The organism is Bacteroidota bacterium (genome assembly GCA_016706255.1).
GTDB lineage: Bacteria > Bacteroidota > Bacteroidia > Chitinophagales > BACL12 > UBA7236.
This window is the reverse complement of sequence record JADJJZ010000029.1, coordinates 179,171-192,657: the sequence shown is the minus strand read 5'-3', so window position 1 is coordinate 192,657 and position 13,487 is coordinate 179,171. Positions and strand designations below refer to the sequence as shown.

The 13,487-nt window shown below is 36.0% G+C and carries 11 protein-coding genes; 2 read left to right on the top strand and 9 right to left on the bottom strand.

Annotation, left to right across the window (positions count from 1 at the left end):
- Positions 1 to 42: 42 nt before the first annotated feature.
- The 4 genes from IPI65_18720 to IPI65_18705 all read right to left on the bottom strand — a co-directional run bounded on the left by IPI65_18720 (position 43) and on the right by IPI65_18705 (position 5,243).
- Entirely contained in the window at positions 43 to 792 is a 750-nt protein-coding gene (locus tag IPI65_18720) for a response regulator transcription factor (GenBank protein ID MBK7443460.1), read from the bottom strand.
- Positions 792 to 1,868, bottom strand: coding sequence for a histidine kinase (locus tag IPI65_18715; GenBank protein MBK7443459.1), 1,077 nt, complete (start codon positions 1,866 to 1,868; stop codon positions 792 to 794). The genes IPI65_18720 and IPI65_18715 overlap by 1 nt, the downstream gene beginning before the upstream one ends.
- Positions 1,868 to 4,252 (bottom strand): TonB-dependent receptor, encoded by a 2,385-nt coding sequence (locus IPI65_18710; protein ID MBK7443458.1) that lies wholly within the window; start codon positions 4,250 to 4,252, stop codon positions 1,868 to 1,870. Before IPI65_18710 ends, IPI65_18715 begins: the two co-directional genes overlap by 1 nt.
- A gap of 247 nt (positions 4,253 to 4,499) precedes the next feature.
- A complete protein-coding gene (locus IPI65_18705) occupies positions 4,500 to 5,243 on the bottom strand; it encodes a TIGR00730 family Rossman fold protein (protein ID MBK7443457.1) in 744 nt (247 codons plus the stop codon).
- Positions 5,244 to 5,343: 100 nt separating this feature from the next.
- Here IPI65_18705 and IPI65_18700 point away from each other — a divergent pair, with 100 nt between their 5' ends.
- Positions 5,344 to 5,964 carry an outer membrane beta-barrel protein gene (locus IPI65_18700; protein ID MBK7443456.1) on the top strand — a complete coding sequence of 207 codons (621 nt, stop codon included), beginning with the start codon at positions 5,344 to 5,346 and terminating at the stop codon, positions 5,962 to 5,964.
- On the opposite strand, the gene IPI65_18695 is transcribed toward IPI65_18700, so the two are convergent.
- A complete protein-coding gene (locus tag IPI65_18695) occupies positions 5,957 to 6,868 on the bottom strand; it encodes a lysophospholipid acyltransferase family protein (GenBank protein MBK7443455.1) in 912 nt (303 codons plus the stop codon). The genes IPI65_18700 and IPI65_18695 overlap by 8 nt on opposite strands.
- 65 nt (positions 6,869 to 6,933) lie before the next feature.
- Here IPI65_18695 and IPI65_18690 point away from each other — a divergent pair, with 65 nt between their 5' ends.
- Positions 6,934 to 7,806, top strand: coding sequence for a pirin family protein (locus IPI65_18690; GenBank protein ID MBK7443454.1), 873 nt, complete (start codon positions 6,934 to 6,936; stop codon positions 7,804 to 7,806).
- Between the two features lie 2 nt (positions 7,807 to 7,808).
- On the opposite strand, the gene IPI65_18685 is transcribed toward IPI65_18690, so the two are convergent.
- The 4 genes from IPI65_18685 to IPI65_18670 are packed head-to-tail and all read right to left on the bottom strand — an operon-like array spanning position 7,809 to position 13,471.
- Positions 7,809 to 9,749: a T9SS type A sorting domain-containing protein gene (locus IPI65_18685; protein MBK7443453.1), complete on the bottom strand. Its 1,941-nt coding sequence runs from the start codon at positions 9,747 to 9,749 to the stop codon at positions 7,809 to 7,811.
- Entirely contained in the window at positions 9,746 to 10,651 is a 906-nt protein-coding gene (locus tag IPI65_18680) for a hypothetical protein (GenBank protein ID MBK7443452.1), read from the bottom strand. The genes IPI65_18685 and IPI65_18680 overlap by 4 nt, the downstream gene beginning before the upstream one ends.
- A gap of 5 nt (positions 10,652 to 10,656) precedes the next feature.
- Positions 10,657 to 11,001 carry a hypothetical protein gene (locus IPI65_18675; GenBank protein MBK7443451.1) on the bottom strand — a complete coding sequence of 115 codons (345 nt, stop codon included), beginning with the start codon at positions 10,999 to 11,001 and terminating at the stop codon, positions 10,657 to 10,659.
- A gap of 1 nt (position 11,002) precedes the next feature.
- Positions 11,003 to 13,471 (bottom strand): penicillin acylase family protein, encoded by a 2,469-nt coding sequence (locus IPI65_18670; GenBank protein ID MBK7443450.1) that lies wholly within the window; start codon positions 13,469 to 13,471, stop codon positions 11,003 to 11,005.
- Between the last annotated feature and the right edge of the window lie 16 nt (positions 13,472 to 13,487).

Here is a 13,487-nt window from a genome sequence, read left to right as displayed (position 1 = left end):
AATGCCTGGATTTTGATTATAAATCAGGCGTTTTAGTAATTCTTAACGGTTGAGCCAGATTTTAAACTCCGGACTGCGTTCCACGCTCACAATACTTTCGCGTGAAGCAGGAGGCTGCAACTCAACCTTTATGCGCGATTTGGAATAACTAACCATTGAACTGATACTTTCAAAACTAATGATAAATTGCCTGTTAATCCTGAAAAACAGTTCCGGGTCCAACTGCGGCTCCAGTTTATCCAGTGAATGGTCTACAATAAATTGTTTGCCACTTTTTTCAACCAGAAAATTCAGTTTTTGGTCGGCATAAAAATAGGCTATTTCATGAATAGCGACTGATTTGAGCTTTGCACCATTGCTCACCAAAAAACGTTGCTGGTATGCCTGACTTTGCGACCGGAATGCTGCAAGTAAATTACTTAGGTCAGGCTGACTGTATTTTAATGATTGTTTAAATTTAGTTATGGCTGCAAACAACTCATCTTTATTAATTGGTTTTAATAAATAATCGATACTGTTTAGTTTAAATGCACGAATGGCATATTGGTCGTAAGCAGTGGTGAAAATTACAGGCGCTGTAACAGTTATCTGATTAAAAATATTAAAACTGATATCATCAGCTAAATGTATATCACAAAACAATAAATCGGCTTGTTGGTCACTTAAAAATTTTATAGAAGCTTCAACAGAATCAAGTTTAGCAATAACCTCAAATTCATCAGAATAGGAGCGAATCATCTTTTCAAGATAATCTGAGGCAATTTGTTCATCTTCTATTATAACAACACGTATCATAATTCGTCAGCTTGTGATTCATCAACTAAAGGCACTTTTGCAATATAATTTGCTCCAACAATCCCAAATATCGGTACTTTATCACAAATTAATTTATAGCGGTCTGTTAAATTGCTGTGTCCAATTTGTGTTGAAAGAACTGTTTCGGCGCGTGGCTGATAATTGTTGGTTACCACTAACATATCATCTGCCGTGTTAATCACAATATGCAAGGGTTTGCTTGCAGATATAATATTGTGTTTTATGGCATTTTCGATTAATAATTGTAACGTTAGCGGTGGAAGAAAATGTTGAAGCAGATTAGATTCGATATTGATTTCAATTTTCAGATTTTCTCCAAACCGGATTTTATTCAGATAAACATAGGAGTGAATAAATAAAATTTCGTCACTTAGTTTCACTACCAGGTTATCTCTTTTATCTAAAACATATCGATAAACACGTGCCAATTCCTGAACAAATGCTTTTGCTTTTTCAGGGTTATCTTCAATCAACGATTGTAACGCATTAAAGCTGTTGAATAAAAAGTGGGGACTGATTTGAGTTTTTAATCCTTCAAGTTGCGCACGTAAAAATGCACGTTCCAATTTTTCCTTTTCAGCGATTGATAATTTTAATTGTTTTACATAATGTCGAATTTCAAGAACCAGACTTACAATTACTACAAGTATGGTTGCAATAACCTGATTGCTGAAGATACGCGTATTTTCCAGTGGCGGCTCAATATGAAAAAATAAATTATTAAATAATTTCCACTCCAGGTAAATAATAATATTTGAACTTACAATGCCCAGAAAAAGACAAAGCGCAATACGTTTGTAGGAATTAATTTTTCCTTCCAGTTTATCCGTTAAGGTGCCAATAATGTATATATTGGTAATAAATAAAGTGAAAGTTACTACCAGTGAAAAAACCGTGGATTGCACATAATCAACTGCTGTGCAATAAAAGGTTTGGTTAATAGAACCATAAAACCATTGTTGAATTAGTGTAAAAGTTGGGGGAATCACTGATACGATCAGTGTTCCCCACAAAATGGTTTTAAGTACTTTACTATTTTTGGATAATTTCATTAAAATGTAATTCTGTATTGTGGAACCGGGAAAATGCCTAATTGATAAACAGTATTAATTTCCTGGTCTGCAGGGTTATATCGCTGATACAACGAATTTTTTCTGTTGGTAACATTCTGAATATCTATAGCCCATTCCTGAGTTGCAAATTTACCATCCATTTTGAAAGCGAGACGAACATCCCAACGCATGTAATCAGCAAACTGTTCTTCAAATGCGCGGCTCCAGTCGTATTCGGTTTCTCCACTTAGTATTGACGCTTCCAAATCGATTGGCGTATAGCGTTGGCCGCCGGCTAAAGTAAACTTAGTATCTAGCACAACCGATTTTTTAGTTTTTTGGCCTGTGCGTTCAGGAAATAAATAAAATTCTTTCCCTCCAACAAAATTAGCGACATAATTTCCTGAAAATGCAGATTCACGTTCAACATTATCGCTACCAAGGTATTGTGATTTATATAATGAACCGGTTACTAAAAAATACATACCCTTGTCCATAAATTTCTCTAAAGTTAACTCGGCACCATAGTTTCTTCCTGTTCCGTTGTTCACTAGATAGTCAGGTGAACCAAAGGTAAAGCTACCTGTATTTAATACTGAAAATGAAGAGCTGTCTTTATCAATTAAAACATCATATAAATGCTGATAATAAACTTCTGCTTTTAATCGAATGGTTGATGATAATTCGCGGTCGTAACCAACAACAAAATGGTGTGCTTTTACAAAATCCACTGAGTCGTTTGGTGTAATATAATTACCCGAACTAACTTCAACAGTTTTAAAATAAGTGGCAATAGGTGCCATTATACTATGTAATCCATAGGCAACTGAAAATGCATTTTTATCATTTGCCTGATATTTTAAACCAACACGTGGCTCTAAAGAGTTACTGCCGTTTAAACTTAAATATTGAAAGTGCAATCCGGTATTAAGTGTTACGTGTTCGGTTATACGATATTGATATTGCGCATAAGGTTGTAATAAAAATGTGTTACCATCATATTCTGTTAAGGTAACATATTGATCTAAAGTAGAACGATAAATACTATCTACAATATCAACTAAATATTCATCCCAACGAACGCCTATTTGGAAATTGTGTTTTGCATTTATTTTCTTTTTATAAAAGAAGTTTCCTGAAATTTTATTTTGAGTAAAATTTTGTGTGTAAAAAGGTACCGCCTGAAATGTTTCAGAAGAAATTGAATCTACAACATCCTGATTAATAATAGTTGATATCGCGACAGTTAATCGTGTATAAGAAGAATTATTGATGAGATATTGATGACTGATTCCGGCAACGCCAATTTTTGAACGGTCATAAATGTCGAGATCATTATTGTATAAATTATCAACGGTATCTTCAGGATTGCTGGAAATTAAATCGATTTGACTGATACCGCCAACTGCAAAAGCAGAAAAGGTTCCGGCCTTTTTTGTTGGGACATTAAATCTGGCAGTAATATCCTGATAATAAGGTATTGCGGTTCCTGTTCCAAAATTAATTCCGAGTGCAGACATAACTCCTAAAGTAGAATATCGATAATTCACCATGTAAGATGATTTATTCGTTTTGCTGATAGGTCCTTCAACACCTAATTCAAATCCGTTTAATCCAACTTGTCCGATTATTTCATGATTTTCATAATTCCCATTGCGCATTTTTAAATCAAATACACCACTAATCGCATTGCCGTATTCTGCAGGAAAAGCGCCTGTTAAAAAATCGCTGTTAGCTAAAACGTTATTGTTTAACATTGAAACCGGACCACCACTTGAACCAAAATCACCAAAATGGTTTGGGTTAGGGATGTCAATTCCTTCTAATCTGAATAATACGCCAACAGGAGAGTTACCTCTGATAATAATATCATTAACCGCATCATTTGCTCCGCGAACACCGGCAAAGTTTTGGGCCATTCTGCTCACATCATTTCGGGCTCCTGCAAATCGCTGACTTTCTTCTATAGAAAATTGACGGGCACTAACTGTAGTCATATCATTAACCGATTCCATCTTTTCATTTTCACCTGATATCACAACTTCCTGCAAAGCAACCAATTGTTCCTGCATGCCGAAGTTTAAAATCAATTCTTTACCTGATGTTAAATCAATATTGTTAATTATAAATGGCTCATAACCAATAAAACTTGCCTGTAATGATATTCGCCCGATAGGCACATTTTCGATTACAAAATAGCCATCCAAATCGGTCGTTGTTCCGATAGTAGGGCTGGTGTTTAAAACGATAATATTAACCCCCGGGAGCGTAGCCTTCGATTCTTTGTCTGTAACCTGTCCCCGAATAGTTTGTGTCAGGTTTTGCGCCTGTATCCCGGTTATTGTGCAAATCAGGATGGTAAATGTTGTTATAAAAAGTTTCATATGTTTGGTATTTCAACACAAAGCAACAAAATGTTAAAAGTATCGCCTTGTCAAGCGTGATGAGTCGGAAGAAAATGGTGATGAACAGGTTAAAACACCCGATTGAACCATTCGATGATGGCGGCTCCCGCAACAAGCCACAGGATACCTTTTATGAGGAAAAATAGGAATCCTATCCAACCAATACGCTTAAACCACAGCCTTGTTTTATCCGGAATTTTCATGCCTGAAAGTGCAAAGTTAAGATTTAAACAAATCGTTCCCAAAGAATTTTTGCCGGTAAAATTTTTCTTAATTTATAGTGTTTACCAATGTAAAACATGATGTGATTTACGGCTTCATCTACATCATCTGTGAACTTTATTAAATCGTGTTCTGATTCTGATATGGTTTTTGCGGTCACCATTTTTTGTAACATCTCCCAGATATCTTTATAATAATGTTTGCCAATCATTACAATCGGGAAATTCTTGATGCTTGCAGTCTGAATAAGTGTAAGGGTTTCAAAAAATTCATCCATTGTGCCAACACCGCCGGGCATTACAACGAATCCGTAGGAATACTTTACCAGAAGCACTTTACGGACAAAAAAGTATTTTATGGTAACCCATTTATGCATATATGGGTTATGTTTTTGTTCAGATGGTAATACAATATTACAACCAACTGACCGGCCGCCATTTTCATATGCACCACGATTGGCGGCTTCCATAATTCCGGGTCCGCCACCGGTGATAATGGTTAATCCGTTTGCACTTATTTTTTTCCCTAATTCACGGGCTTGTTTATAATATTCATGGTTTTCGCCAAAACGGGCAGACCCAAAAACGGTGATACAAGGACCAACAAAATGTAAAGCTCTGAATCCTTTTATAAATTCTTTTAATACTGAAAACCCAAAAAATAATTCTTTCCATCTTGCACGTGGGCCAACCAGGTATTTTCCCTCCCGTGGTTGAAGCGCCACGTTCCATTCTATTCCTTTCGACATAGTTGAGTATTTCCTTCAAAAATAAAACGTTTTCCTGTTCTTTAATTGCGAAATATGTTAATGGCACAGTTTTCGTTTAGTTCTTACAAAACAAGCAGGTATGAAAAACTATATCGTAATAATTTTAGCCCTCGCAGCATTCAATGTAAATGCTCAGAGTTATGCACTTGGTGTTAAAGGTGGAGTTAACTATTCAGAATCCGTTTTATTAAATGTTGTGAGCGGCGATGGTGTTGACATGGGTGATTTGGAAGCTCAAAAAGGAACAGCTTTGGTTTTTGGTGTTTTTGCACGTGCCGGAGCCGGTAAATGGATGATACAACCGGAATTATTATTCTCTGAAAATAAAGCGCTTGTTACATTAGATGATGCTAATGCAGACGGCATGACATTAGGCGATTTTTTAAGCATCAATGTAGATAAAGTTGATATTCCGGTTATAATTGGATACAAAGCATTTAACTTATTTCATTTAACTGCAGGACCGGTTTTTAGTTATGTAGATTATCAGCAAGGCGATCCTTTATTTTCTATCAGTAACATGACATTAGGTTACCAGGCTGGGTTTGGATTCGATGTAAATAAACTTACTTTCGATGCAAGATATGAAGGTAATCTGAGCAAATTCAAGGAATATATTGAAACTGATAATGGTGTAATTACCGTTGATGCCAGAAAAAATATTTTCCAGTTTACTGTCGGATATAAATTATTTAATTAACCGGCTTTTTTAATTTCCATCTTCTATGCGACCATAAGTATGGGCCGGGGTCTTTAATAATATCCTGCTCTAATTCATGCATAAACATGGCAGTGAGTTTTTCTGGTGGCAGACTGTTTGGATTATCGGTAAGTAATTTAAAGGTGATTTCGTATTTACCGCGATTCACATGATGGATAGTGGAATAAAAAACATCATAATCGTACTGTCGTGCAATACGCTCCATTCCTGTAACTACTGCTGTATCCTGATTTAGAAATTTTGTCCAGTAATGATCCTTCGGATTTGGTGATTGATCTGCAATTAATACCAACAACGTTTGATCGCCAATGGTATCGGTTAAATGTTTTAACAACTGGCGTTTTGGTATCAGCATAATTTTTAACCGCGTTCTGGTGCGAACTGCTAAACGATTAAAATATTTATTCGACAAAGGTTTATAAGCAGCTTTGAGTGGTAAATCAGCATGCACTGCCATTGAACCTCCTGCCCATTCCCAGTTGCCGTAATGGCCCAAAATTAATAATACATTTCTCCCTTTTTTTAATGAAGCATCCACTACTTCATAATTGTTGATGCTGCATTTTTTCTTTAATTGTTTATGTGTAATGGTAAGTGCTTTTATCGTTTCAAAAAGGGTATCCGACAAAACCATATAAAATCGTTTAGCAATTTTATGTATTTCTTCTTCTGATTTTTCAGGAAATGAATTGTGTAAATTGCGGTAAACAACTTCTTTACGATACTTGAAAACATGAAACATTAAAAAATATCCCAGGTTACTTACCTGGCGTAAAACTGCCATCGGAAGAATTGAGAAGAAATAAATTAACGGCAACGCCAAATAATACCCTAATGCCTGCATGCGCAACAAAATTAGGTAAATTTCTGCTTGCATGTTCATGCTTTATTAACAATAAGCCCAATCGTTTAATGAACTTTACGCAACAAATTTGAATTTTAATACATATGTCTAACAGAAGTGTAAAAGAAGTGCAATTTGCTGAAATGATGGATATGGGTGGATTCCCTGTTCGTCAGCCAATGCCTGCAAAAAACGTGGATAGGGTAGACCCCTTTTTATTGTTACATCACCATACCGGATATATTGCTAACGATTCGCATCCTCGGGAAACAGGAGTATCGCCGCATCCACATCGTGGTTTTTCGCCGGTTACCTTTGTTTTTAAAGGGGATATTCACCATCGTGATTCACGTGGTAATTCTGCCATTGTTAAAGCCGGTGGCGTTCAATGGATGGATGCAGGTATGGGATTGATTCACAGTGAGCGACCTTCGGTGGCGTTTGCAAAAAAAGGCGGACAGCAGGAAATTGTTCAATTATGGATTAATACCCCGCGTATACACAAATTGGATCAACCACATTACCAGGCTTTGGACCAGGAAATGATACCTCAAATTCCGGTTGAACATGGTGGAACGTTGTCGGTGATTGCAGGAAATTATCTCAATACTAAAGGCCCTGCACAGGCTAAATTGGACGTTATTATTTTAAGGGGAGATTTTGTTGCCGGTTCGCATCACAATTTTCAAATACCTGAACAGTATAACGTAATTATTTATGTGTTGAATGGAAGTATCGAGATAGATAATTACGGACAGGTGAATGCACTACATTTGGTGCATTTTAATAATGATGGAGATACCATTCGCATAGCGGCAACACAAAAAACACAGTTATTGGTATTAGCCGGTGTGCCAATAAACGAAAAGGTTGAAAGTTATGGTCCTTTTGTAATGACTTCCCAAACCGAAATTATGCAAGCCATTCGCGATTATCAAATAGGGAAAATGGGCATGCTGGTAGAGGAGTGGGAGTAATTTTAATTCATTACCATAAATTTTTTGTGATAATCACCCAAATTAAATAAATACATTCCTTCAGGAAGCATTTGAATATTTATTTTATTTGATGAAACATTTATTAATCCCTGTAAATATATTTTGCCTTCTAAATTGGTGATTGTATAATTAGTTTGTAATGGATTTGCTGTGAAATTTATTGATATGTGATCGGATGCAGGATTCGGCGCAATTGAAATTGTAGCAGCCAAATTATTTTCAATGGAAACATATTCTATAAAAATGGAATCACTAATACCGGTGCTGGTATTATAATAACTTCCACTTGATGAGGTTTCAAGTTTTACGGCTTTTACCATATAATAATTAGTGCCATGAATTGGTTCTTCATCAATAAACGGACTGTAATTAATTAATTCTTCAGTAATACGTTCATATACACCAAATTCGGTTGCACTGCGGTAAACATAATACCCAATAACATCAGGGTCAGGTGAATTCGTGTAATCAATTCCAATTACACTTGTTTCGCCGGTTGGTATGGCCAGTGAAATTGTTGCAGGTGGTTGAACAATATGCATTCTTAATGTGGGATCACCCATTAAAGCAATATGCACCCATTTTGGAAAGATATTAGATACATAGGTGGATTGATTATTTTGTGTTAATCGTGCACTATAACCAATATTTGCACCCATAGCCATATTGTGAAAATGCCAGTGTGGGCGGCCTGCCCAACAATTGGTTAATGTTTTACCCGATGCTAAAGGAGCACGTAAAAAATCATCGTTTGCATCCCAGTCGCCAAAATAACTGCCGAATAACATCGTGAATGCCGATTTAACAGTATCCAATGCAAAATCATTAGTTGTTCCAACACCGCCTGCCCCCTGAAACCAGCCGCCGCCGCATCCGTAACTCCAGAGGTAATCATTGGTATACATTGTTGTAAAATAATCGGCTTCATAAATTTCGCTGCTGCCAAACATTGGTGCAAAATTTCTCCAGCCACTAGAAGCAAATGCTTCACCTGCAAATGCACCAAAATTATCATCAATTAATGCACGACGAGCATAAATATGCACACCCGTTCTAAATTCATGATCGGCTTGCAAATATCTTTTTAATAAACTCGCCTCATCTAAAATAAAAGTAGGCATATTATATAAATCTACACGTCCAACTTCAAGTTCGAGTTTAGATTTAAAAACCGACTGATCATATTTCCCATCGCCGGGTACATTTTGATTTTCAATTCTTGCTGCCACTATATTATCAACTGTTGCATCGGTGTATTCCACATCAATATCGCCATAAATACCATCAGCCGGCCATGCACCCTGATGATCAGGGTGACCATCCGGATATAAATTACCTGAATATAGTACCGGAACTCTTCCAAATAAAAACAAGGCAGTAATGGCGGTATTTGCATTCGCTCTGCCAATTATTAAATCACGAACAAAGGTCGGACTCATATCTCTTGCTACATGTAATTCTTCAACTGCCCAACCATCACCGGAAATATCTTTTTTTAATTGATAAATTTCGTTTGTTAAATCAGTAGTGATTGTTGTGTCTAACACTAGAAGGCAAGTACCTCTGTAATCAACAACACTTAATTCAATTCCACCAATTAAATATCCTTCTCCAATAATACCTGTTGTTGAATTACGCACAATTTTATATTCATAAGCAGAATCAATTATTACATCATTATCAGTATAAGTTGTTGCTGTTCCACTTAATGTTGCGATAGATGTGCCCCATGATGTTGTCGATAATTCTTTTTTATAAATGGTGTAATCTGTTGCATTCGCATACAAAGGCCAATATAATTGAATTGATGGAGGTGTTGTCGAGTTTGTAGCAGATACCAACACGGCATAATCAGAAGATACCTGAGCTATTGAAATTAATGTATTCAATAATACAAAAAGCGTTAGTAAGGGTTTTTTCATATTGTGTTTATGTAATTTTTAATCGATTTAGTTAATGCAATTGCCGATTCCGGCGCGCGTCGCAACCACAGTTCCGGTTCAATAATTTCAAGTTCCATAATTGCCAAATTGCCATAATTATCGCGAATCATATCAACCCGAGCATACAATGGTTGTTCCGGACAAGCAGCAATAGCCTGTTCTGAAAATTGTATTTCTTCAGGTGTTGGGTGATAATCGTGTAATGTGCCTCCGAAATCATCCTGCACCCTGAAATCGCCGGGTTTGGCTTTTTTCAAAACAGCATGCGTAAATTTTCCGCCCATCAGCATAAATGCAACTTCACCGGTTGTAATAATTTCTTGTTGAAAAGGTTGCAGTAACATCGCCTCATTTGCAATTAAAGATTGAAATATTTTTTCGTGCTGACCTATATTTTCTGCATTTAATTTATAGGTATGTCTGGCTGCCCCTGAAATGGCCGGCTTTAAAATGGCAACATCGAAACCTGAATTTATAAATAATGAATTTAATGAATCATCATATCCTGCTTCTATAAATAAGGTTTCAACAATATTAATATTTTTAGCTTTTAAATCAGCGAGATAATGTTTATCCAAATTCCAGCGAATCAGCAATTCTGAATTTATGAAATGTGTTTTTTTTGCTGTAGCGTTAAACCAATTAAAAAATGTTTCAAATCGGTCAAAATAATCCCAGGTGGTTCTGAAAATGCAAAATTTTGTTGTGGACCAATCAAAATCAGGATCACTCCATGATTTACGAACCACCTTAAAATTTTCAGCCGCTAATGCTGCCATTAACAAACGATCATCATCAAGAATGTTTTGAATATATGGGGTAATAGAAACCGGCTCGTAGTAACGATCTTCAGTTAATAAAACAATATCCCAATTTTGCATTTTATTTATCGTTTTCTGATATAATAAGCCGCAGTGGACGCAAGCCCGCCAACGATACCCATAATTAATGAAATTACAATAAATAAACTATAGGCATTTTTGAAATTAAATAGGTTAGCCATTTTTGAACTCATAACCTGATCATTTGGAATATCTTTCATGAGATACAATAACATCCATGTTACAAATACAATGAGCAGTCCATAAAAAAAACTACGCCAACCTGTTGAAAAACGAACGGCCAGTGAAATAATAAAAGTAACCGGTGCAAATATCCACCAGATAGGTAAATAACTTTGAAGGAAATAACAAATTGCAATCCCTAAACACAAAATAACGGCTATACGCATTTTAATTAAAAGTTATGGTGAATAATGCTGATTTTAAGGCTTCCTCTTCATTCGAGTAAAAGGCCAATTTATAATATTTACCTGCGGCCCAATCATCAATAAAATTGGAATAATATTTACTACCCGGATTTCCTGACTGCCCGCCGGGATAAACACCATAGGCGTTAACAGGTTTACTTAACTCAACCACCATGCGCCAACTTGGTCCATGTGTGGCACTTGTGGCATTTACGATATTACTGAATCCGCCATTTTTCACTTCCATTCTGCTAAATGCAGGTATCTGGCTGATATGCATAATATGTGTTTGTTTATGCTGATACCATTGCAATAAATCAACATCCTGTTTTTTAAGTGAATCAACAGATTTGCAAAGTAAATTGAACGTGGTATTTACTAAATCGCTCAAAGTTTCTTTTTTATCAGTGGTTTTTTTGAAATCAAATAATAGGTGATCGTTTTGAAACGTACGCATTGCATTTACAGTATAATACTTGTTTGGTTTTACTAGTGCAATTGTATCACTGTACATTTCATCCCATAACATATTATACAAAGTATCCCACCAAATCTGGAAATAGGTAGGAGGGAGGGAAGTTGCATCATTGTTATAATCCCAATCTTTTAATGCAGTATAAATTTCACAATTGGCTTTACCGGTTTTGCAAACATCATTTAATAAAGGCAACATTACAGGTAATGCTTCAGATGCCATCAGATTATAATTATTTTGTTGTAAATTTTGCATATCAGCTACAGTTGCTTGTGTAGTTTTAGTCAGCGTTGAATTAATTACCCGATTGCGGTAAAATTCAAAATCGAAACTGGTATAATAATATGGATACGTTGAATCTGTGGGGTGCTGATTTGCGGAAGCACAAAATTGACGTTCAGGATTTTTTATTGTCGGATTTTGTTCAAATGGAATGTATCCTTTATAATCATCTGCAGGATTACTTCCATCCATAATGAATTTCCCCTGCTCCTTATATTTTAACGGAAAACGGCCCTGTTGCGTAATAGCAATATCGCCTGTGTTTGAGGCGAAAATAAAATTTTGTGCGGGGCAACTAAAGTAAGAAATTGCATTGCGATAATCATCATAATTTTTCGCTCGATTTAATAAATAAAAAGTATTTACTTCTTCTGAACGTTCTAATGCCATCCAACGCATTGCCATACCTTCACGCGAAGTTTGTTCTACAGCCTTTTTGCCTTCAACTAATGCGACATCTTCATAAACGATAGGGCCATAATGGGTATAAACAACAGTATCAACAATAGTTTCACCACCTTTCACCATGATTGTTTCAATACGTTTAGTTGTTTTTCTCCAGGTATCGCCATATTGATAAGCATCTTTATTTTTATCTTGAAACTTAATAGTATACCAATCTCTAACATCAACCTGCGCATTTGTTACGCCCCAGGCAATATAATCGTTAAAACCAATTACAATTGCCGGGGCTCCCGGTAGCGAAACACCATAACAATTCATATCAGGTAATTGTAACTGAATTTCATACCATAACGATGGCAAATTCAATTGTAAATGCGGGTCATTACATAAAATCGGAAAACCATTTTTTGTTTTTCCCGGACCAACAGCCCAGTTATTACTGCCAACCTGATTTTTTTGATGTTCTGCTTCAAATAAATCAACTACTTTTTTATAATAACCAAGCTCAGTATTGCCGGAAGTACCCGGTTTTAAAATGGAGTCAAAATCATATTTTTTTTCTACAGGAATTATCGGATCAATACCTTCAGAATAATCAGGATATAAGGCATTAAAATCTGCTTCGGATAACATTTTTTTGAGATTAGACATTTCTGCATCATCGTCGAATCCGGTAAGCGTGCTGGCCATATATTTGAGCAACAATGCTGTTTTTAATGGTGTCCATGCCTCGGGTTTATAATCCAGTAATTTAAATTCAATGGGATATTCAGCATATTTTAATCCTTTTGAATTAAGTTGCATAAATGCATTTACACCATCAGTGTAAGCCTGAATACAGGATTCTAGTTTAGAATTGTTTTTAATTTCTGCTAATGCCTGTTCAGCTCCATACACCATTCCTTTTCTGCGTTGCTCTTTATCGTAAGGAATAAATTTCGCACCGAATATTTCACTTAATCTACCTGCTGCAGCTCTGGTTTGAATATCCATTTGCCATAAGCGATATTTTGCAGTAATATATCCCTGTAAATAATATAAGGAGCGTTCATCTTGGGCAAAAATGTGGGGAACCAATCGTTCATCCATAACCACATTGCCCTTAATCGACGGGTCATCTAATTTTATGTTGACCGATTTCAAATTTTTATCGGTTTCGGCATTCGCCATGTAGCCATGCACCGGATCCATTAATTTTCCTAAAGGCGGAAGTGAGGCGAATCCTTCATTCAAAAAATAAATTACAATTGCAGGAATTACCAGGCAGACAGCAATTTTTAAGTAACGCATAAGCTGTAAATATGGG

Excerpts from the sequence above, each read along its gene's own strand:
- IPI65_18715 (MBK7443459.1), bottom strand. The coding sequence starts at position 1,868 with ATGAAATTATCCAAAAATAGTAAAGTACTTAAAACCATTTTGTGGGGA.
- IPI65_18710 (MBK7443458.1), bottom strand. The coding sequence starts at position 4,252 with ATGAAACTTTTTATAACAACATTTACCATCCTGATTTGCACAATAACC.
- IPI65_18705 (MBK7443457.1), bottom strand. The coding sequence starts at position 5,243 with ATGTCGAAAGGAATAGAATGGAACGTGGCGCTTCAACCACGGGAGGGA.
- IPI65_18700 (MBK7443456.1), top strand. The coding sequence starts at position 5,344 with ATGAAAAACTATATCGTAATAATTTTAGCCCTCGCAGCATTCAATGTA.
- IPI65_18695 (MBK7443455.1), bottom strand. The coding sequence starts at position 6,868 with ATGAACATGCAAGCAGAAATTTACCTAATTTTGTTGCGCATGCAGGCA.
- IPI65_18690 (MBK7443454.1), top strand. The coding sequence starts at position 6,934 with ATGTCTAACAGAAGTGTAAAAGAAGTGCAATTTGCTGAAATGATGGAT.
- IPI65_18685 (MBK7443453.1), bottom strand. The coding sequence starts at position 9,749 with ATGAAAAAACCCTTACTAACGCTTTTTGTATTATTGAATACATTAATT.
- IPI65_18680 (MBK7443452.1), bottom strand. The coding sequence starts at position 10,651 with ATGCAAAATTGGGATATTGTTTTATTAACTGAAGATCGTTACTACGAG.
- IPI65_18675 (MBK7443451.1), bottom strand. The coding sequence starts at position 11,001 with ATGCGTATAGCCGTTATTTTGTGTTTAGGGATTGCAATTTGTTATTTC.
- IPI65_18670 (MBK7443450.1), bottom strand. The coding sequence starts at position 13,471 with ATGCGTTACTTAAAAATTGCTGTCTGCCTGGTAATTCCTGCAATTGTA.